The sequence below is a fragment of the Streptomyces sp. NBC_01591 genome (assembly GCF_035918155.1).
Lineage (GTDB): Bacteria > Actinomycetota > Actinomycetes > Streptomycetales > Streptomycetaceae > Streptomyces.
The window spans coordinates 468,568-489,040 of the sequence record NZ_CP109328.1; the positions used below are offsets into that span (position 1 = coordinate 468,568).

Genomic DNA, 20,473 nt, shown 5'->3' on the forward strand with positions numbered 1-20,473 from the left:
GGGCTCAGTCCACCGCCCGCAGCAGCCCGCGCACCACATCCGCGTCCGCGTGTTCGAGCTCGTCGAGGATGTCGAGGGCGGCGCGCCATGCCTCGCGCGCGGCCGCCGGGTCGCCGGCCGTGCGGAGGGTCTCGCCGAGGCTGTGCAACGCGTCCGCCTCGCCGTACCGGTTACCGAGCCGGCGGAACCCGTCCCGGCACTGGCGGTAGCTGTCGACGGCCTCGGCGTACTGCCCCAAGGCGCGGCGGGTGAAGCCGAGGGTCTGCCAGGTGTACGCCGCCCCGAGCGGGGTCCCCGCCGCACGGTGCAGCCGCAGTGCCTCGTGACTGCAGGCGAGCGCCTTCTCGTGGTCGCCCAGATGGGTGTGGCACCAGCCGATGTTGTTCAGCGCGCCGCCCTGCCCGGCCAGGTTGCCGACGGCGCGCTGCAGTTCGAGCACCTGCTCGAGGGAGTGAAGGGTGGCGCGGTAGTCGCCCTGTTGCTCGTACGACCAGGCGAGCGTCCGCAACGTGTCGGCCTGCGCCGTCAGGTCGCCCAGCCCCCGCTGGAGCTCCAGCGCCCGGAACAGCTCGCGGCGGGCCTCCTCGTACCGTCCCATACGGATCGCGGCCCGGCCCGACTCGCAATGGCACAGTGCCGTCCCGGCGGGGTCGCCCTGCCGCCGGACCGCGGCGATGGCCGTCCGCTGGGTGGCCACCCAATCGTGCCAGCGGCCGCTGAGATGAAGGAAGTCCGCCATGGCGAGCGGTAGTTGCCAGGCATGGCCGTCGAATCCGGCCGGGCCCGCCGCGACCGCGGCCGCGAGCAGCACGGCGTGCTCCGCCTCGAACCACGCCATCGCCTGCTCGTACCCCTCCGGGCGGTGGGGTACGGAGCCGGGCACCGGCGCCGGCAGCGGCAGCTCGCCGCGGGCCGGGGCGAGCTGCCGACCCGCGGCGTGCGCGGTGTGCAGGCAGTGGTCGAGCAGGCGGTGCAGCGCCGCGGTGCGGTCCGCCCCGGGATCCTCGGCCGCCGTCAGGTCGGCGGCGTAGGCGCGCAGCAAGTCGTGGAAGGAGTACCGGCCGGGGCGGTGCTCGGCGATCAGATGGACGCGGGCCAGCGCGGTCAGCGCCGTTGCGGCCTCCCGGACGGGCAGACATGCCAGCGCCGCCACCGACGACGCGGCGACGTCCCGGCCGGGGTGCAGCCCGAGCAGCCGGAACACCCGTGCCGTGGTGGCGTCCAGCCGACGGTACGACCACGAGAACACCGCTCGTACGCTGCTCGCCCCCTCGCCGGCGTCCAGCGCGTCCAGCCGCCCCCCGGCGTCGCGGAGTTCGGCCACGACCGCGCTCAGCGCGAACCCGGGCCGGCCGGCGGCGCGGGCGGCGGTCACGGCGAGCGCCAGCGGCAGGCGGGCGCACAGCTCGATCAGCTCGGTCACCGGCTCCGGTTCCGCGGCCACCCGGTCCGTGCCGAGCCGGGCGGCGAGCAGTTCGCGCGCCTCCTCCCGCGGCAGCACGTCGAGGGAGAGCAGCAGGGCGCCGTCGGTGACGGCGAGACCGGCCAGCTGGCTGCGGCTGGTGACGACCACGGCACAGCCGGCGCTGCCCGGGAGCAGCGGGCGGACCTGGGTGGCGTCGGCGGCATTGTCGAGGACGAACAGCATGCGGCGACCGGCGGTCTCGGTGCGCAGCAGCGCCGCCCGCGCCTCCAGCGCGTCCGGGATCCGTTCCGGCGGCACCGACAGCGCTTCCAGGAAGCCGCGGATCGCCTCGCCGGGCGGCATCGGTCCGGCAGCGGGGGCGAAGCCGCGCAGGTTCACGTACAGCTGGCCGTCCGGAAAGCCCGGCGCCGCGCGGTGCGCCCAGTGCAGCGCCAGCGTCGTCTTCCCCGCGCCCGCGGTGCCGGCGATCACGCAGACGGCCGGGCCCGGCCCGGTGGCTGCATCGCCGGGCAGCCTGTCCAGCATCCGCAGCTCGGCCCGGCGGCCGGCGAACCCGCCGACAGCGGCGGGCAGTTGCCGAGGCGCCGCCGACGGCCGCCCGGCGCGGGCGGCCCGCTCGGACGGCCGGGGCTCGGGCCGGGGCAGGTCGAGCCGCGGGTCGCCGCGCAGCATGCGCAGCTGCAGATCCCCCAGCGGGGCGGACGGCTCGATGCTCAACTCGTCGGCCAGCAGCCGATGCACCTCCCGGTAGGCGTCGAGTGCTTCCGCCTGCCGCCCCGACCGGTACAGCGCCAGCATCAGCTGTCCCCACAGCCCCTCTCGAAGGGGGTGTTCGCGCACCGACTGCCGCAGCTCCGGCACCAGCGCGTCGTGCCGGCCGCAGGCCAGGTCCGCTTCGATGCGGGCCTGAAGAACGTCGAGCCGTTGCTCGGCCAGCCGCGTGGCCTCCGCCTCCACCACCGGCCCGGTCGGGACATCGGCGAGCGCGGGGCCACGCCACAGCGCGAGCGCCTCCGCGAGCAGGCCCGCCGCGCGTTCCGCATCGCCGACCGCCAGCGCCGCGCGGCCGGACTCGCCGAGCCGGGCGAAGGCGGCGGCGTCCAGGTCGTCCTCGGCCAGCACCACCTGATAGCCGGGCGGCCGGGTGACGAGCAACCGGCCCTGCCGATCGCCGAGTTCGCGGCGCAGCCGCATCACGTACTGCTGAATGAGATTGGCAGCGGCCTTGGGCTCGCGGTCACCCCACAGCTCCGCCCCCAGCCGGCCCGTCGGCACGGGGACATCGCGCTGCACCAGCAGGGTGGCGAGCAGCGTGCGGGGCTTGGCGGCGGAGATCCCCCGCCAGCGGGTGCCGTCGAAGACTTCGAGCGGTCCGAGGATCCGAAAGCGCATCCGCCTCCTTTGTGCTCGGGACCGTATGGCAGGTGATCTTGCCACTGGTGGAGGCGGGGGACCAGGCCTGGGCCCGGTCCTGCCCTGCTAAGTGGTTTCGAGGTGGTAGCCGGCGCGGTCGCGGGCGTAGAGGGCGGCGAAGGCGGTGAGTCGTTCGGCGGGGTCGGCGGCGTCGATGCCGCACAGGCGGGCGATGCGGCCCAGGCGGTAGTCCACCGTGTTGGGGTGCAGGTTGAGGTCGGCGGCCGTGGCCTTGCGGTCGAATCCGTGACGCAGGTAGGCGCGGAGGGTTTTCTCCCAGTCGGGGTGGTCGTCCAGCGGCTGCAGCCGCCGGAGCAGCAGTTCGCGACCGGGGCCGGGACGGGTGAGCTGGTAGGTGACGACGACGTCCAGGAGGTAGGCGCCGGGGGGCTGCCCGGTGGCCAGGGCGATCTGGAGGATCTCTTCGCTCTGGGCTCGGGCGTCGGGAACCGCGTCGGGGACGGCCACGACGGCTGCCGCGTGCACAGGGGTCGCGATCAGAGCGGTGAGCCGGTCGGTGAGGTCACGCAGCAGCGGCTCGGGACTGTTGTCGGAGCCCGGTGGCAGAGGGATGAGAGCGGTGGCGGCCGGGTCCTGGACGAGGGCCAGCGCGTCGTCGCCGGCGTGGTCGGCCAGGATTCGGCGGACGGCGTTGGCGCGGCGGTGCCGGGTGATCTCGGGGGCACGGCCGGGGTCGGCGGACGGTGCGGTGCCGAGGCGGAGGCTGAGCACGAGGTACTGCTCGGGCAGGGCCTGCTCGGCACGGTCCACCACATCCAGGGGCGCAACGACGAAGCACTGAGCTGCTTCACCGGCGCCTGCACCCATGCCGAGACCAACGGCAGACCCCGCACGCTCAGCCGGCCCCTGTCTCCGCCGGGCGCCCACCGACGGACCGACGCCCAGGGCGCGATCGGCAGCGAGACCCCGGTGACCGTGACCTTCGCGAGGTCGTCACCGGGGCCGGGAACGCGTCGCGGCGGCGGTCAGGCCTCCCCGGTGTTGATGTTGACGTCGATGACGGCCCGCTCGATCGCGGCCTCGACCGCGGAGACGATGGTCTCCGTATCGGCACCCGTGCCGACCTGACCCGCGAGCGCGGTGATCGCGGCCGTCTGGGCGGCCATCCGCCTGTCCATGGACCGGATGCGGGCCTGCATGTCCTTCAGGATGGACTGCGGCTGCCACGTCGGGTTCGTCGAATGGTCCGCCGCGTCCGCCGGACCGCCGATCGCGTCGGTCTTCCACACGGCGTCGAAGATGTCGCGCTTGGTGATTCCCGCCATGGGGTCCTCCTCGTGGTCGGAGCCGGGGTTCCAGCTCGCGGGGTGCTTGAGTCGTTCGGAAACGTCGGTGCGGAGCTTGGGCATGGTGAAACCACGGGGGTCGACCTTGTCGTTCGACCACTCCAGATGGCCGATCACGGACTTCGCCGACCATTTGTGCGCCCGGCACAGGGCGGCCTGGACGCGGACGATCGCGTCGTACTGCGCCTTGGGCCAGGGGTCCTTGCCGTCGCCGAGGTTCTCGCACTCCCACCCGTAGAACCGCGCGTTGCCGTCGACCCCGTTGCTGTTGCCGTGGGTGGGCGGAGTCGGCCGGGTGCCGTACGACTCGGCTATGACCTGCTCCAGCACCTTGGGGTCGCCGCCGCCGGCGTGATTCGCGCGGCCCCAGCCGACCATGTGCACCCGGCCGTCCTTCGCGATCATCCCGTGGCACAGCGGACCGGGCAGGTCCGCATAGCCGTCACGGACGATCCGGACCGTCGCCGCGGTGCCCTTGGTCACGGTGTGGTGCACGATGCTGCCGTTGACCGGGCCCCAGGGGCCCTTCGAATTGCGGTTGTGGGTACGCCAGTTGCCGACCTCGACCACACGCACGCCCTCGGCGCGCAGCGCCTTGAGGACAGCAGAGGCGGACAGAGGAGTAGCCATTCGTTTCCCTTTCAGCCCGGGGTGTACGCGACGTTGCGGACCTTGCCGGTGAACCCGATCCGTCACCGTGTACTTCGTATTGTCTGCCACCGTCCGCGTGAACGTGAATCGGGTCGAGATGACGACCGGTTCACAGGAGTTCCATACCCCTGCAACGGCAGCCGGACTCGACACTTCTGCCCGCCATTCCGTCTCTGATCAACACCGGCTTCGCCGAAGGCCCCGCCCGCAACCGGGCGTTGGCGACCTGGGGCGGTGCCGGAGGCGTCGGACTCGCCTCCGGATCCCTGCTCGGCGGTGTCCTCACCAACAGCCTCGGCCGGCAAGCGGTGTTCTACGTCAACGTCCCGCTCGCCCTGGGCGTCGCACTCGCCGCCGCCCGCCCGCACCGCGGCGAACGCGGACATCGGGCGGCCGTTGTATGACAGTTCGGAGGCGTGAACTACCGGGACAGGCGCAGGTTCCGGCTGCTGATCCCAAGTCTCGGCTTCGGTCTACGTCTGCTCGGTGGACTGCGGGGCGGCCTCGTTTCGTGCGCCGGCGCTGACCAGCCCTGTCTCGTAGGCGACGATGACGGCCTGGACACGGTCACGGAGTCCGAGCTTGGCGAGGATGCGGGCGACGTGCGTCTTGACGGTCGCCTCGGCCAGGTGGAGGCGGGTGGCGAGTTCGGCGTTGCTCAGTCCTTGGGCCAGCAGGCCGAGGACCTCCAGTTCGCGCGGGGTGAGCGAGGCGAGGTCGCGGTGGAGGACGGCGGTGTCGCTGCCGCGCTGGGTGAACCGCTGCACGAGACGGCGGGTGATGGCGGGCGCGAGGAGAGCGTCGCCGGTACGGACCGTGCGGACGGCCGCGGTCAGTTGCTCGGGGGTGACGTCCTTGAGGAGGAAGCCGCTGGCCCCGGCGGACAGCGCCGCGTAGACGTATCGGTCGAGGTCGAAGGTGGTCAGGATGATGACGCGGGGTCTGTCGGGGAACGGGGTCTCCCCTGCTCTGTGGGGTCTCCCCTGCTCGAGCGAAGCCGAGAGCTTGGGGAAGGAGTTGAGAGCTTGGGGAACGGCGAGGATGCGGCGGGTGGCCTCCAGGCCGTCCATCTCGGGCATCCGGACGTCCATCAGGACCACGTCGGGACGTGTGCGGCGGACCGCTTCGACCGCTTCGGTTCCGTTGGTCGCCTCGGCGACGACGTCGATGCCGTCGGCGCCGAGGATCAACCGGAATCCGGTACGGACCAGGGTCTGGTCGTCGGCGAGGAGCACACGCAGCGGCTCGGTCACGGTGTCTCCAAGGGGATCAGGGCCTCCACACGGTAGCCGCCGGTCAGGCGCCGGCCGGTGTTCAGGGTTCCGTCGTGGACGGCGAGGCGCTCGCGCAGGCCGATCAGGCCCCGGCCGCTTCCGGCGGCCGCGCCCGCGCCCGGGTGTCCACCGGTGTCGGTGACTTCCACCCGGAGCCGTTCCGGGCCGTATGCGACGGTCACGGCGGCGGTGGCGCCGGACGCGTGCTTCACGGTGTTGGTCAGGGCTTCCTGGACCACGCGGTAGGCGGCGAGTTCGAGGCCGGGCGGGAGGGGACGGGGCGGGCCCGTCACGGTCAGGTCGACGGGCAGTCCGGTGTCCCGGACCCGTCCGACCAGCGCTTCCAGCTGGTCCAGGCCGGGTTGCGGGGCCAGCTCCGCCGCCGTGTCGGCCAGGTCCGCACCTTCGTCCGTCCCCTCGCCCTCGGCGGCCATGGTGAGCAGTCCCATGACGTGGCGCAGCTCGGTCATGGCCGCCCGCCCGCCCGCCTCGACGGCGAGCAGCGCCTCACCGGCCTGCTCGGGGGAGGCTTTCATGATCTTGCGGGCGGCGCCCGCCTGGATGATCATCACGCTGACGTTGTGCGTGACGACGTCGTGCAGTTCGCGGGCGATCCTGGCCCGCTCATGCTCGACGGCCCGGCGCAGCGCCTCGGCCTGTTCGCGTTCCAGGGCGGAGAGCCGGGTGCGGCCCTCGGCGGTTCGGAGTTTCCAGGTACGCAGGCCGACGGCGGCCACGGCCATCGGGGCCAGGATCAGCAGGGCGATGTACTCGTTGGGGACGATCGGTGTCACCGAGTTCCCCGATGTGCCGACCAGGACGACCGACACCGGCAGCGCCGCCAGGGTCGCCACCCGGTACGGGCTGTACACGGCGGCGCTGTAGACGGCGATGACGAACGCGTAGAAGGTCAGCCGCAGAACGCTCTGCGGTGTCGCCAGTGTCGCGGCCGTCACGATGCACAGCACGGCGAGCGGGTAGCGGCGGCGCAACGCCAGGGCACCCGAGGCGATGACCGCGAGGGTCACCATGAAGGCCATGCCGCCGGGGCCGGACGGGCGCGGCACGACGCGCTCCACGCCGGGTGCGATCTCACGCACCACGACGTTGTCGGCGTTGTCGATGCCGTAGTAAACGGTGACGATTCCGAGTGCCAGTGCCACCAGCACGTCGAACTGCCAGGCGCGCCGGGTCGGCCGCAGCGGTGGACCGCTCGGCAGCCTGGCGTCGCGGACCGTCCGGCGGGCGGCTTCCCGCAGCCGCTCCAGCGTCGTACGTACGTCCATCACCGGTTCATTGTCGTCGCCGCGCGGACCCGCGGAGTCCGTCCCGGTGGTCATTCCCACCGCACCGGATACATCACCCGCCTACATCGCAGGGATGACGTTTCTCAGGGCTCATCCCAGCGCGGTACCGCAATGGGTTCGGGCGGGCGACGCGTGGGGGCCGGGCCCGCTCCTAGCGTTCACGCAGCCAACTGCCCGTACCCGAGGAGCCCTCTCATGACCATGCCGGTGATCGAACTGCGCGAGGTGAGCCGCCGATACGACGACGGCCCGCCCGCTCTGCACGAGGCGTCGCTGACCGTGCAGCCCGGCGAGGCCGTCGCGATCCTCGGCCCTTCCGGCAGCGGCAAGTCCACGCTGCTCAATCTGATCGCGGGCCTGGACCGGCCCGATACGGGGACCGTCACCGTGGACGGGGTGCGGGTGGACCAGCTGGGCGAAGCCGGATCCGCGCTCTACCGCCGGTCAAGGATCGGCATGGTCTTCCAGTTCTTCAACCTGCTCGACGATCTGACCGTCACCGACAATGTCGTCCTGCCCGCGCGCCTCGCGGGTGCGGCACGTGGCGAGGCCGACCGTCGGGCGGCGGAACTCCTGGAACTGCTGGGCATCGACCGGCACGCCCGCGCCTACCCGGGGCGGCTGTCCGGCGGCGAGCGGCAGCGCGTCGCGGTGGCCCGGGCGTTGATGAACCGGCCGGCGCTGCTCCTGGCCGACGAGCCGACCGGGGCCCTGGACACGGCCGCCGGACAGGACGTCAGCAGGCTGCTCACAGGCCTCAATGCCGAGGGCCAGACCATCGTCGTGGTCACCCACGACCTGGCTCTGGCCCGGTCCTGCACGAACCGTACGGTCCGGATCGCCGACGGCCGGATCACCGAGGACGTCCGGTCGCAGGCCGTCGCCCCGGAGGCCGTCCGATGAGCGCGCTCGGCAAGGTGGTGCGCTCGGGGGTGGGACGACGCCGGGTACAGACGCTGGCGATCGGGCTCGCCACGATGATGGCGGTGGCCGCCTCCGTCCTCGGCGGGTCGCTGCTCGTGGTGTCCGGCGCGCCCTTCGGCGACGCCTTCGCCAAGCAGCACGGCGCGCATCTGTCCGTCCAGTTCGACGCGGGCAAGGTGAGTGCCGGGCAACTGTCGAAGTCCAGGAACGCCGAAGGAGTGAGCAGTGCGGCCGGGCCGTTCCGTACGGCGACGGTCACCCCGCGGTCGGACGGGGCGGGCCCCGAGTGGCCGATGACCGTGGTCGGCCGGGGCGATCCCGGCCGGGACGTGGACGAGGTGGCACTGCTCGACGGCCGGTGGCCCACGCACTCCGGCGAGATCGTGCTGTCCGCCAACTCCTCGCTCATCCCGACCATGGGCATGAAGATCGCCTTCCCCGATCTGCCCGGCGGCCCGACGCTGACGGTGGTCGGTGTGGCCCGCTCGGTCACGCAGACCGCTGACGCCTGGGTGGTTCCGTCCCAGATGCCGGCGCTCACCGCACCCGGCAGCGGCGGCTATCAGGTGCTCTACCGCTTCACCGACGCGGGCACCGCCGCGCAGATCACCGCGGGCGGCAAGGCCGTGACGCAATCCCTGCCGCATCGAGCGGCCATCGGCGAACAGTCATGGCTCACCGTCAAGAAGACCGCCGAGCGCGACACCGCCCTCTACGTCCCGTTCCTCATCGCGTTCGGCGCCCTGGGCCTGGTCATGTCGGTGCTCATCGTCGGCAACGTCGTCGCGTCGGCCGTGGGCACGGGAACGCGCCGCATCGGCATCCTCAAGGCCGTCGGCTTCACCCCGGCCCAGGTCGTGCGGGCCTACGTTGGCCAGGCGCTGATCCCGGCCGCCGTCGGCACGGCCCTCGGTGTCTTCGCCGGCCACCTGCTCGCCGTCCCCGTACTGGCCGAGACCGAGGAGGTCTACGGCACCTCGTCCCTGGCCATCGCCCCCTGGGTCGACCTGGCGGTGATCGCCGGGGTGCTCGGCCTGGTGGCGGCGACCGCGTGGGCGAGTGCCTGGCGGGCCGGCCGGCTGCGTACGGTCGATGCGCTCGCCGTCGGGCGTACCGCTTCGGCAGGGCGCGGCCGGTGGGCGGCCCGCCTGGCCGGACGGCTGCCGTTGCCGCAGCCGGTCGCCCTGGGCCTGGCCCGGCCCTGCGCGCGGCCCGCCCGCGCGCTGGCCATGGGCACGGCGATCCTGTTCGGCACCATCGCCGTCACGTTCACCGTGGGGATGGGCGCCTCGCTCGGCCAGGTGATGAAAGCCAAGGCCCACGACGCCGCCGATGTCGTCGTGCCCGCGCCCTTGCCGGACTTCGGACCCCAAGGCCCTGGCCCCGAGAAGCAGCCCGAGGCCGATCCCGCAGCGGTCGCCGCGACCATCGATGCCGCGGCCGGAACCGGGAAGTACTACAGCGCCGCGACGGTACGCACGACCGTGTACGGCCTGACCGGCACCATCGACGTGATCGCCTTCACCGGCGACGCTTCCTGGGGCGGATACGCGATGGTCTCGGGCCGCTGGATCGACAGGCCCGGCGAGGCCGTGGTCCCGACCCCCTTCCTGGCCGCCACCGGCATCCGCATCGGCGACACCGTCACCCTGAACGGCCTGGCCGAGCCGGTCACGGTCCGGATCGTCGGTGAGGTCCTCGACCCGCGCAACGACGGCATGCAGGTCTTCACCGACGCCTCGAACCTCACGGACGCACATCCCGACCTGACGGAGACGAGCCATCACATCGCGGTCACGTCGGGCACCGACGTGACCGGCTACGTCGACGCGCTCAACAAAGACCTGGCACCGCTGGGGGCCACCGCCCAAGCCGGCGGGCTCCGCGCCGGCGGCGACATGGTCGTCACGCTCAACGCACTGTCCATGATCCTCACGCTGATGCTCGTCGCCGTCGCCGCGCTCGGCGTGCTGAACGGCGTGCTGCTCGATACCCGCGAGCGCGTCCGGGAGATCGGTGTCCACAAGGCGCTCGGCATGACCCCCCGGCAGACCATCGCGATGGTCATCACCTCGGTCGTCGTGACCGGACTGGTCGCGGGCACTCTGGGCGTGCCGCTCGGCGTAGCCCTGCACGGCTGGGTCTTCCCCGCGATGGGCGACAGCGTGGGGCTCCGCCTCCCCGCTTCCGTCATCGCCGTCTACCACGGGGCCGAACTGCTCCCGCTCGCACTCGGCGGCCTGCTCATCGCCACCCTGGGTGCGCTGCTGCCCGCCGGCTGGGCCGCCAGGGCCCGAACCGCCACGGCCCTGCGCACCGAATAGGAGGTCAGGTTCAGAGATTGTGCCTTGCCCGGCTTCTTGAAGATGGGGGCTCGTCGGACTCAGTCGGACGGACCCCCATCAGGGGTGGGACGTGTCAGGGACCGACGTGGGGAGCGCGCGCGGCGGACGAACCGTCACGGACAACCTCGCCCGTGAGGTTGCCATTGGCTCCCGAGCCGAGGAACAGCACCAGCTTGGCGACGTCGTCCGAGTCAGACAGACGCCGGGTGGGCGTGCCGACAGCCAGCCGGTCGATGAGGGCCTGCGGGATGGGCGGGCGACTGTCGGTCAGCGTGAATCCGGGCGCCACCACATTGACCAGGATGCCGTCACGCCCGGCCTCCCAGGCAACGCTGCGCGCGAGGCCGTAGAGACCAGACTTGGCGGTTCCGTACGGTCCGGGGCCGGGCAGTCCCTCCTCGGCGACGCTGGAGGAGATCAGCACGATCCGGCCCCAGCCGCGCGAGCGCATGCTCGGCAGGACAGCGCGGACCTGGGCGGCGGCACCGATCAGGTTGGCGCCGACCATGGCCTGCCACTCCTCGATCGGCAAGTCCTCGAAGCGGATGCTGGGGTCCGGAGGACCATCGCCGCCCCAGCGGACGGCATTGGCGACGAGCACGTCGATCCCGCCCCACTGCTCAATGACGGCGCGGGCCGCCTCCTCGAACCATCCGCCTGCGGCTGATGCACCCCGAGATCACCGTCATCTGGGCCGACTCCGGCTACGGACTGGTCATGGCTGCGACAGACGGCTGCTCAGACCGTGAACCAGCGATCGACGGCCGCCCGCAGGGAGGCGGCCGACTCGGCCGGGTCCGGGCCGGGGGAGTCGCAGGCCCAGGCCACGTATCCGTCGGGTCGGATCAACAGGCCGGTGAGGCCGGCCGGGCCGCCGCCCTTCGCGATGACGAGGTCGACCGCGTCCTGATCCTTCGCCAGTACGGCTGCCAGAGACCGATCCTCGGTCAGATCTATCAGCAACGGCCGGGCGTTCCGGGCGAGTTCGGCGAGCCGGACCTTCCCCGCCTCGGTGATCAGCTCCAGCTCCGGTGCGAAGTAGCCGACTGCGGGGTGGGGATCGGTGATGCCCATCTCGTAGCGCACGTCGGTGCCCGCGGTGAGGTCGGCGAGGTGCTGGACGACGTCCTTGCGGGTGAGCAGCTCGGTGAAGAGTTCGCGCAGAGCCGTGGTGTCGCTCCCCGGTGCGGTGAGCGCGGACTGCGCCTCGGAGTTGAGCACCATGCGGCGGGCGGCCTGGCGGCGCTCGGTCTCGTAGCTGTCGAGCAGGCCGGGCGGGGCGGTGTCGCGCAGTGCGGCGGCAAGCTTCCAGCCGAGGTTGGCGGCGTCCTGCAGGCCGAGGTTCAGCCCGGGGCCGCCGCCGGAGGTGTAGACGTGGGCGGCGTCGCCGACGAGAAAGACCCGGCGGTCGCGGAACCGGTCGGCGACCCGGGTGTTGCCGCCGGCCAGCCGCCGCAGCACATGCGGGCCCGTTCCGTCCGGCGGGCCGAGCGGCAGGTCGACGCAGAGGACCCGGCGGATACTCGCCTCCATCTCGGCCAGGGTCATCGGCTCGTCCGTCGCGGGCTGGTCCCACTCGGTGGTGCTGACCAGCGGCGGCATGCCGGGGAACGGCGCGTAGGAGAAGCCGCCCCGGTCGGTGCGGTGGGGCAGGAAGGGCAGGACCGGCCCGTGGCCGGGAATGGTGAGGGCGCCGTTGCCCGGGTCGACCCAGTCGGCGGGGACGGTGGCGTGGGCGGTGCGGTTGGTGCGGCGGTCGTAGCTGACGCCGGGGAACCCGATCCCGGAGAGCTTGCGGATCACGCTGCGCGCGCCGTCCGCGCCGACCACGTAGCGGGCGCGGAGCTGCTGGTCGCCGTCGGGGCCGGTGACGTCGAGGGTGACGGCGTCCTCGTCCTGGGCGACGGCGCCGACCCGGTGTCCGCGTCGCAGGTCGACGCCGAGTGCGAGGGCGCGCTCCTCCAGGACCTGGACGATGCGGTGCTGCGGGACGGCCAGGCCGTAGATCGGACTGGCGTCCAGCAGGCCGAGGTCGAGGCCCATGGCGGCGAACATGAAGTAGGTGGAGCTCGGCTGCGGGGGCTCCGGGCTGCCGCTGAGCGGCTCGTACAGGCCGCGGTGGTCGGCCAGGCGCACCACCTGGCCGAGCAGGCCGTTGGCCTTGGGTTCGGTGCTGGGCTGCGGGAGCTGCTCCAGGACGATCGGGCTGATGCCGGCCAGGCTCAGTTCGCAGGCCAGCATGAGCCCGTTCGGGCCGCCTCCCACGATGATCACGTCGGCTGTCACGGTCGTGCCTCCTTGGTGCGGACGGGAAAGGGCGGCGCTGAAAGTGCGGTGGTCACCGCTTCTCGCTACGGGACCGGCAGGCCGGCGGCGAGCTGCTCGAAGACCTGGGTCAGGGCCGCGCCGAGCGGCACGGGTTCGTCGGCGCGCAGGCTGTGCTCGACGGCCACTGCACTGCTGGCCGCGACCACGGCCGCGACCAGCTTCGGGTAGACGTCGCGTTCGGCGTCGGTGCCGGTGCGCCGAGCGACGGCCTCGGCCAGCTCCTGCTGGGCGGCGGCGTTGGCCTTGACGATCTCACCGGCCAACGCGGGCTCGGCCAGCATCAGCCGCACCCCCGCGCTCCACCGCTCGTTCTGCGGCGCGGTGTTTTCCGACGGGACGAACTGGCCCAGGGCGGCGTGGAGCAGCGAGTCCCAGAGCGGTTCGCCGACCGGGCGAGCGAGCAGGTCGTCGGCGACCCGGTGCATCCGCTCCACGTGGCTGGCCGCGATCGCCTCGGCCTTGCCGGCGAAGTAGTTGCGGAAGGTACGTACGGAGACGTTGGCCTCGGCAGCGATCTGATCAACCGTCACATCGGCCCAGCCGTGCAGGACGCAGAGCCGGATCGCCGCCTGACTCAGGGCGACCCGGGTCTCCCGTTTCTTGCGCTCGCGGAGTCCGGGCTGCCCGGTCGTACGGGCTTCGTCTGCGGGTGTCATGCGAGCAGCGTAGAACGAATCTTGCCGTCACGGCAAGATTGCCGAGATGGCAAGAATTATCTCCTCGGGTGGCACGGCAACCAGTGACGGAGTCCAACGAGCAAGCCAACGGCGAGGTCCAAGCCTCGGGCATTCCGGTTGAGGAGCTAAAGGCTGTCCCAAGCACCTTCCTCGCCCGAGCAGTTGACCATCGTCCCGGCCGACGAGGCCTCCTGGGGCGACATCGCCGCAGTAGCTTGGCACTACCGACGCGGGCCGCTGCCAGTGCCGGCGGTTCAAGGTCGTCGGCTGTGATGCGGATCGGCTTTCAGGTCATTTCGCCGGCTTTGAATACGGATGGCTTTGCGCAGCCGACCGGTCCCCGGAGTTGAGGAACCGGCGGACAGTTGTTTTCACTGAGAATGATCACGATTCGAGTTAACGTGAAGATCTTCTACGGCTGTAGCCGACGGGAAGACCTGATCGAGGCTGTGCACCGGCATCAGCCCAAGGAAGGAAGATCTTGCCCACCAAGACACTGCAGATTCCCACCGCGGACGGCCAGGCCGACGCTTTCGCCGCCTTCCCCGATGGTGGCGGGCAGCACCCGGGAGTACTGCTGTACATGGACGTCTTCGGAGTGCGTCCGGTGCTGGAGGAGATGGCCCGCGAACTGGCCGGACACGGGTACTACGTGCTCGTCCCCAACGTCTTCTACCGGAACGGCCCCGCACCGGTGGTCGAACTTCCCGGCCACATCGGAGCAGAGTCCCGGCCCACGTTGTTCGGCCGGCTGGCGCCCGTGATGGAGGCGCACACCGTCGAACGTGCCCTGCGTGACGCCGATGCCTATCTCAGGTTCCTCACCGACCGGCCCGAGGTCGGCGCCGGACCGGTCGCCGCGATCGGCTACTGCATGGGTGCCGCCCTGGCGATGCGCACCGCGGCGGCCCACCCCGACCGGGTGGCCGCCGTCGCCGGATTCCACCCCGCCGCCCTGGTCACCGACGCGCCGGACAGCCCGCACCGCCTCGCCCCCCAACTCACCGCCCAGCTCCACCTCGGCCTCGCCGAGAACGACATGTCGCCCGAGGCCGTCAGCGAGCTCGACCAGGCCCTCGATGCCGCAGGCGTCGGCCACACCTGCGAGATCTACCCCGGCACCGTCCACGGCTTCACCATGGCCGACACCAGCGCCTTCAGCCCCGACGCATTGCAACGTCACTGGGACCGTCTGCTCCCCCTCCTGGACCGCACTCTGGCCAAGAGCTGAGGCTCCGGCTCGGAAACCGAGCCCGAAGTCGGCTCAGACCAGTTCGGGTTGCGGTTCCGGTTGCCGCTCCGGTGCGGCAACCGGTTCCCACCGCTTGGCGGTCCGTACATAGCCGTAGATCACTGAGACCATCGCAAGAATGAGAAGTGGTCCAAACACCCACGGATATTTGGCCATCTCCATCGGAAGATAGCGATAGGACACCAAGAGCGCGGCGAAGACCGCTGTGCCGTAGGCGACCAGCTGGATTCCTGACCGGTCCCAGCCACGTTCGAGCGAGCGCAGCGCTGCCTCGATCGTGAGCGTGAACACCACACCGGCAATGATGTCCGCGCCGTAGTGGTAGCCGAAGCCCAGCGTTGCGCCGAGCGTGGCGATCAGCCAGAACGCGCCTGCGAATTGCAGAATCCGTGGGCCCTTGCGGGAATGAATGAAGATCGCGGTGGCCCACGCTGTGTGCAGGCTGGGCATGCAGTTGCGTGGGGTGATCTCGTCGAATGGCATGAGGTGCGGGGTGCTGATCGACGGCGGCGTGTCCGGCCACAGGTTGGCCACCGCCCAGTGCCCGCCGTCGGCACCGTAGGCGAAGATCGGTCCGACCACCGGGAAGATCATGTAAATGCCTGGCCCGAGAAGGCCGATGACCAGAAAGGTGCGCACCAGGTGATGGCTCGGGAAGCGACGCTCGACCGCCACCTTACGCAGCTGGTACATCGTGACGATGACCGCGGCCGCCGGAAGCTGGGTGTAGACGGCGTCCAGGAAATGGGCGCCGATCGGGCCGGTGGCCGTGACCATCCGGCCCACCAGCCACGACGGGTTGCCCAGCGCGTGATCGGCGGTGGCCACATACTGGTCGAGCACATCCGGTCGGGTCTTTGACGTGATGAGTAGCCAGGTGTCGCCGGTCTTGCGGCCGGTCACCAGCAGCAGGCCCAACCCGACGCCCTTCAGCAGCAGGAGACGTTCCTGGCCTGTGCGGCGTGTGACAGCGATGACCGCATAGCCCAGAATCACCCACAACGCGCCGTTGCCGAAGGGGTGGCCTTCGGTCACCTCGGCGTCGGCCACCCACCGCACCAGCAGGATGGTGGCGTCGATGCCGATCGCGACACCGGCCGCGATGAAGCGTTGCCGCCAGGTGAGCACCACCATCATCAATGCCATGCTCGCGTACAACAGGAAGCCCGATTTGGGGGCGAGTACCACCTCTTGCGCCTGGGTGGTCATCGGCCCGGGTAGCCCGTAGTGACGCGCGGCGATCTCCAGCGCGACGAGGAATCCGAGGGTCACCACCGCTGCCGCGGCCCACAGCTTCGCCCGTGGCCGACGCCACGCGGCGAGCATGGTTCTGCCGTTTATTCGCGAAAACACCCGCGATGCTATAGATATCAATTGTTTGGCCGATTTGTTAGATGTTGGTCAAGTGGGTCACTCTTCATGCCGGATATCACGGATTTCCGGCGAAGAGCGGGCGATGAGGGTGATCGCCATGAATTCGATCATGTTATCGGATCGGCGCGGGTGAGTTCGTTGGTCATGGATGGTGCGAAGATCCAGTCGATCCTGGCCCGCTGGTCCCGCGCCCCGGGAATGGCCACGGAGCTCTCGATGTCCGGCGGGCACCGAAGGCGAATCGGTTTGCCCAGTGGCCGTAAAGCGTGCGCAAGGGCCGTGAACCGGCAGCCTGGGCGGGGGCGTTGGCATCCCGCCGGCGCGCCGAATGCGGTCTGCGCGAGGTACTCCCACGCATTCTGCAGCGGTTCGATCCCGGCACGAAATCCCCTGCGGGCCGGCACCTGGCTGCGGTGGCCGTCGGCGCCGATCACGACATCGGCCGCAAGGATACGGTGGGATCCTCCCGCCGGTGCATAACCCTGGAGGCTGACTCGCGGTCATCCCCCGTGCCGACGGCGGTTCTACCTCGGGGACGATGACCGGCCGTCGAGGATCGAAAAGGCTGAAGCCATGACAGCGATCGACGGACCCTGCCCGACCACAACCGCGCACGGTACCGAACGACCGGTTCCGCAATGCGCCTACTACACGCGCCGCTGCCGCCCCGCCGAACACCAGGGACACGGTGGCGGTTCCGTGGCTGCCTGAAAGCACGTCACGAGCTCCGGCCCGGCGTCGCGGCAGCGCCTGTCCGGACCTCTTCGCATGCTGGAAATCAACAGGCCTCCCGGCCGACGCGAGTCACCCGGAAGAGCGAGAAGCCCTCCGGAACTCCGCCATTTCCTGCCATCCTGAACCCGACCTCGCCGAACCCCCGTCGTCGAGGCCACCCCGGGGAGGTCTGCGATGACATGCGGAAACTGCGGCGCAGCGGCCACCGAGGGCCCCGACGGGTCCTGGACCTGCAACAACCAATGCGGCTGGTCTTCCAACTCGCCCGGACCCGCCATGACCCCGGAGATCACCACCACCCGCTGCCGCGGCTGCGGCGCCGAAGTACACGGCCTCAACGGCCGATACGCGTGCGGACTGTGCAGCTGGTCCAATCACTGGGACGAAGGACATCAGCCGCTCCCCGCCGCAGTCAGTACCCCCAAGGGCACAAACACTCTGCAGTGAACGCACGAAGCGGCGCCGAAGGTTGCCGCTGATCTTCCCCGAGATCGCTCAGGCTTTGCTGCGAGAGGTCACCTCGGCGGCGGGGTCCGGGGTGCTGTGTCGGGTGAACGCCCACAGCACGAGCCCGAGGCAGCTGAACGCGGCACCCAGTGCGCATACGGCGCCCCAGCCGGCCACCGTGTAGAGGGAGGTCGCGGCGATGGCGCCGGTAGCGCTGCCGATCGAGTAGAAGACCATGTATCCGCCGATCAGCCGGCTGCCTGCGTCCGGGTGCAGCGCGTAGATCAGGGTCTGGTTGGTGACGTGGACCGCCTGCACGGCGAGGTCGAGAAGGATCACCCCGACGGCCAGGGCCCAGAGCGAACTGCGGGTGAAGGCCAAGGGCAACCACGAGGCGGCGAGCAGTGCCAGGGCGATGCCGGTGGTCCGCCGGGAGAGTCCGCGGTCGTTCAGGCGGCCCGCCACGGTCGCGGCCAGCGCGCCGACGACACCGATCAGGCCCAGCGCCCCGATCGCGCTGTGGGACAGGAAGTACGGGGCCTCGCTGAGCGGCAGCGCCACGCTGCTCCACAGGGTGCTGAAGGCGGCGAAGACCAGCAGACCGAACAGGGCCCGGAGCCGCAGCAGTCGTTCCCGTGCGAACAGGGTGATCGTGGAGCGCAGGAGCTGTCCGTAGCGCAGGGTTGTCGGCGGCGCGTCACTGTGGCGCGGCAGTACTCGGTACAGGACCAGGGCGAGCAGAGCGGTGAGCGATGCCGAGGCGAGGTAGACGGAGCGCCAGCCCGCGAGATCGGCCATGAGGCCGGATGCGGTGCGGGCGAGCAGGATTCCGATGACCACGCCGCTGGTGACCAGCCCGACGACCCGCCCGCGCCCGGCGAGAGGGGCCAGTGATGCCGCGAAGGCCACCAGCGTCTGCGTGACGACCGCGAGAAGCCCCGTCGCGGCCATGCCCGCGAGCAGCATCGCCGCCGTGTGGGCGGTGGCTACCACGGCCAGCGCCACCACCAGGAGCAGCAACTGGGCCACGATGAGCCGTCTGCGGTCGGCCACGTCGCCCAGCGGCACGAGGAAGAAGAGTCCCAGCCCGTATCCGACATGCGTGAGGGTGACCACGCTGCCGACCAGCGCCGGGCTCATGGCGAGGTCATGGCCCATGGTCACGAGGAGCGGCTGGGAGAAGTAGACGTTGGCCACCGCTGCCCCGCAGGCGACGGCGAACAGAATGACGACGCCACGGGACAGGACGGACTCGGAACCCTCCCCGCTTCGGGCCTCGGTCCGTCGTGTCGCAGCCTCACCGTTGCCGGGCATCAGCACCCCTCCGTACATCTGGTTTCATCTTGCTACCAGTGGTGACGGTAACTTCCTTGGTAGCATGTTGCAACCATCGTGAGAGTGAGTGAGGGACGCCATGGTGACCAGGACGCGCTTCGACGACAGCGAATGCCCCGTCGCCCGGTCGGTGGACGCGATCGGCGACTGGTGGTCCCTGCTGATCGTGCGGGACGCCTTCGACGGAAGCCGGCGCTTCGGGGAGTTCCAGCGCAGCCTCGGCGTGGCGAAGAACATCCTCACCGCGCGTCTGCGCACCCTGGTCGCCGGCGGTGTCCTCGAATCCGTCCCCGCCTCGGACGGCAGCGCCTACCGCGAGTACGTGCTGACTCCGAAGGGCAAGGCGCTCTTCCCCGTCATCGTGGCACTGCGGCAGTGGGGTGAACAGAACTTCTTCGCCCCCGGTGAGCCGCACTCACAGTTGATCGACCGCCGGCAGGGACATCGCCTCCGCGCACTGGAAGTGCTGTCTGCGGACGGACGGCGACTGGACTCCGACGACACCACCGTCCACAAGATCTCCGCCCAGTGACCGGTCGTACGGGAACGCGCCGTCGACCATGACCGTGCCCAGGGTGCGGTCCGGATGCCGGTCGGCCCGGTGCGCCCCGGCGAACGCCCCGTAGGGCCGGCCCGCCAGGAGCGCCCGGGTCCGCACCCGTGGCCCTCCGTCCCGTCAAGTCCCATCAGGCGGCGTCGAGGGCTCCGGTGATCTTGCGGGCCATCTCGGCCAGGGTGGGGCTGGGCTCGCCCTTGTGGGCCCGGGCGGCTGCTTCGCCGGCGACGACGACGGTGCTGCGGAAGTTGTCGGCCTCTTCCGGAGCCTGCTTCTTGAGCAGGCTCATCGCCGCGGTCAGGGCCGGCAGCACGCGGTCGGCGAGTTCGGCTGTGGACTTGCCGTTCAGGTTCATGCCCTTGGACTTCTCGGCGAGCACGTGCCCGACCAGCCCGGTCGCGGAGGACAGGGCGATGCTGCCGTGGGTGGCGGCCTTGTGGGGCGAGCCGGCGGCGTCAGCGGCGGCCAGCAGTGTGACGGCGCCGTACGCGGCGGTCCGCAGGGTGTTCTTGTCCTGGTCGGTCAGGGTGATGGACATGGTGGTGTGCTCCTTCGAATCTGTTTCGGTTCCTGATCTTCGCGGTGGTGGTTGACCGGCCCCGCTTCCGTGACGCCATCATGGCACACGTATGGCGCCATTGCGAGCCATTAGTGGTGCCATGTTTGGCATCACGGGTGCCACGGTCTGGTCGTGATTCATGAAGCCGCAGGTCGGAGGCTGTCTCCCTCTGGCGCCGACGCGGCCAAAATCTCTGTGAATCCCATGGATGGGCTGTGCTTCTTCATGGGCGGCCCGACCACCTGGGGGCCTGACCACCTGGGGCGGTCCCACTGCCGCGGTACATCGACAGCCCCCGAACGACGACGTCGGTCTTCAAGACCACATCCGGGTCTTGGAGACCGACGTCACGTCAGGCTCCGAATTCGCCGACAGCACCCCATGGGTCGGGTGCGGGCCGCTGCCGTACGCGGGACCGGTGGGGTTGTCCGGCCCGGTTGCTGGTCCTGCGCCGGCGCATCCACCACACGAGTGCACCACCGGCGGCTACGACAGCGGCGGCGATTCCGCTGATGAGGCCGATGGGGGGTGTCACCACCGGTGTCGGCGAGGCCGCCGTCGGG

Annotated in this window: 14 protein-coding genes and 2 pseudogenes; 5 read left to right on the forward strand and 11 right to left on the reverse strand. The window is 70.9% G+C overall.

Going from position 1 to position 20,473, the window contains the following annotated elements:
- Nucleotides 1-4: 4 nt before the first annotated feature.
- From OG978_RS43115 to OG978_RS43125, 3 genes are all read right to left on the reverse strand, one after another.
- On the reverse strand, nucleotides 5-2,818 hold the full coding sequence (locus OG978_RS43115; RefSeq protein ID WP_326770558.1) for an AfsR/SARP family transcriptional regulator: 2,814 nt from the start codon (nucleotides 2,816-2,818) through the stop codon (nucleotides 5-7).
- An 87-nt stretch (nucleotides 2,819-2,905) separates the two neighbouring features.
- Complete coding sequence (locus tag OG978_RS43120; RefSeq protein ID WP_326770559.1) at nucleotides 2,906-3,667, reverse strand: PucR family transcriptional regulator; 762 nt, start codon at nucleotides 3,665-3,667, stop codon at nucleotides 2,906-2,908.
- 158 nt (nucleotides 3,668-3,825) lie between these two features.
- Nucleotides 3,826-4,776 carry a peptidoglycan recognition family protein gene (locus tag OG978_RS43125; RefSeq protein WP_326770560.1) on the reverse strand — a complete coding sequence of 317 codons (951 nt, stop codon included), beginning with the start codon at nucleotides 4,774-4,776 and terminating at the stop codon, nucleotides 3,826-3,828.
- 173 nt (nucleotides 4,777-4,949) lie between these two features.
- Between OG978_RS43125 and OG978_RS43130 the strand changes: the two are divergent.
- Nucleotides 4,950-5,150 (forward strand): annotated as a pseudogene (locus OG978_RS43130) (MFS transporter); the annotation flags it as partial.
- Between the two features lie 120 nt (nucleotides 5,151-5,270).
- Here the strand turns inward: OG978_RS43130 and OG978_RS43135 are convergent.
- Entirely contained in the window at nucleotides 5,271-6,050 is a 780-nt protein-coding gene (locus tag OG978_RS43135; protein ID WP_326770561.1) for a response regulator transcription factor, read from the reverse strand.
- Complete coding sequence (locus OG978_RS43140; protein ID WP_442817907.1) at nucleotides 6,047-7,357, reverse strand: sensor histidine kinase; 1,311 nt, start codon at nucleotides 7,355-7,357, stop codon at nucleotides 6,047-6,049. The genes OG978_RS43135 and OG978_RS43140 overlap by 4 nt, the downstream gene beginning before the upstream one ends.
- A 216-nt stretch (nucleotides 7,358-7,573) precedes the next feature.
- On the opposite strand from OG978_RS43140, the gene OG978_RS43145 reads away from it, so the two are divergent.
- Both OG978_RS43145 and OG978_RS43150 read left to right on the forward strand, forming a co-directional pair.
- A complete protein-coding gene (locus OG978_RS43145) occupies nucleotides 7,574-8,281 on the forward strand; it encodes an ABC transporter ATP-binding protein (protein WP_326770563.1) in 708 nt (235 codons plus the stop codon).
- Nucleotides 8,278-10,626 (forward strand): ABC transporter permease, encoded by a 2,349-nt coding sequence (locus tag OG978_RS43150; RefSeq protein ID WP_326770564.1) that lies wholly within the window; start codon nucleotides 8,278-8,280, stop codon nucleotides 10,624-10,626. The genes OG978_RS43145 and OG978_RS43150 overlap by 4 nt, the downstream gene beginning before the upstream one ends.
- Before the next feature lie 94 nt (nucleotides 10,627-10,720).
- Here OG978_RS43150 and OG978_RS43155 read toward each other — a convergent pair.
- From OG978_RS43155 to OG978_RS43165, 3 genes and pseudogenes are all read right to left on the reverse strand, one after another.
- Nucleotides 10,721-11,281 (reverse strand): annotated as a pseudogene (locus tag OG978_RS43155) (SDR family NAD(P)-dependent oxidoreductase); the annotation flags it as partial.
- A gap of 104 nt (nucleotides 11,282-11,385) precedes the next feature.
- Nucleotides 11,386-12,933, reverse strand: coding sequence for an FAD-dependent monooxygenase (locus OG978_RS43160; RefSeq protein ID WP_326770565.1), 1,548 nt, complete (start codon nucleotides 12,931-12,933; stop codon nucleotides 11,386-11,388).
- Nucleotides 12,934-12,998: 65 nt separating this feature from the next.
- On the reverse strand, nucleotides 12,999-13,631 hold the full coding sequence (locus tag OG978_RS43165) for a TetR/AcrR family transcriptional regulator (protein WP_326770566.1): 633 nt from the start codon (nucleotides 13,629-13,631) through the stop codon (nucleotides 12,999-13,001).
- 502 nt (nucleotides 13,632-14,133) lie between these two features.
- On the opposite strand from OG978_RS43165, the gene OG978_RS43170 reads away from it, so the two are divergent.
- Nucleotides 14,134-14,883 (forward strand): dienelactone hydrolase family protein, encoded by a 750-nt coding sequence (locus OG978_RS43170; RefSeq protein WP_326770567.1) that lies wholly within the window; start codon nucleotides 14,134-14,136, stop codon nucleotides 14,881-14,883.
- Nucleotides 14,884-14,916: 33 nt separating this feature from the next.
- On the opposite strand, the gene OG978_RS43175 is transcribed toward OG978_RS43170, so the two are convergent.
- Both OG978_RS43175 and OG978_RS43180 read right to left on the reverse strand, forming a co-directional pair.
- Nucleotides 14,917-16,230, reverse strand: a complete 1,314-nt coding sequence (locus OG978_RS43175) for a phosphatase PAP2 family protein (protein ID WP_326770568.1) — start codon at nucleotides 16,228-16,230, stop codon at nucleotides 14,917-14,919.
- A 1,278-nt stretch (nucleotides 16,231-17,508) separates the two neighbouring features.
- Nucleotides 17,509-18,774, reverse strand: a complete 1,266-nt coding sequence (locus OG978_RS43180) for an MFS transporter (RefSeq protein WP_326770569.1) — start codon at nucleotides 18,772-18,774, stop codon at nucleotides 17,509-17,511.
- A gap of 100 nt (nucleotides 18,775-18,874) precedes the next feature.
- Between OG978_RS43180 and OG978_RS43185 the strand changes: the two genes are divergently transcribed.
- On the forward strand, nucleotides 18,875-19,327 hold the full coding sequence (locus tag OG978_RS43185; protein ID WP_326770570.1) for a winged helix-turn-helix transcriptional regulator: 453 nt from the start codon (nucleotides 18,875-18,877) through the stop codon (nucleotides 19,325-19,327).
- A gap of 154 nt (nucleotides 19,328-19,481) precedes the next feature.
- Here the strand turns inward: OG978_RS43185 and OG978_RS43190 are convergent, their stop codons facing one another.
- On the reverse strand, nucleotides 19,482-19,889 hold the full coding sequence (locus OG978_RS43190) for a hypothetical protein (protein WP_326770571.1): 408 nt from the start codon (nucleotides 19,887-19,889) through the stop codon (nucleotides 19,482-19,484).
- Between the last annotated feature and the right edge of the window lie 584 nt (nucleotides 19,890-20,473).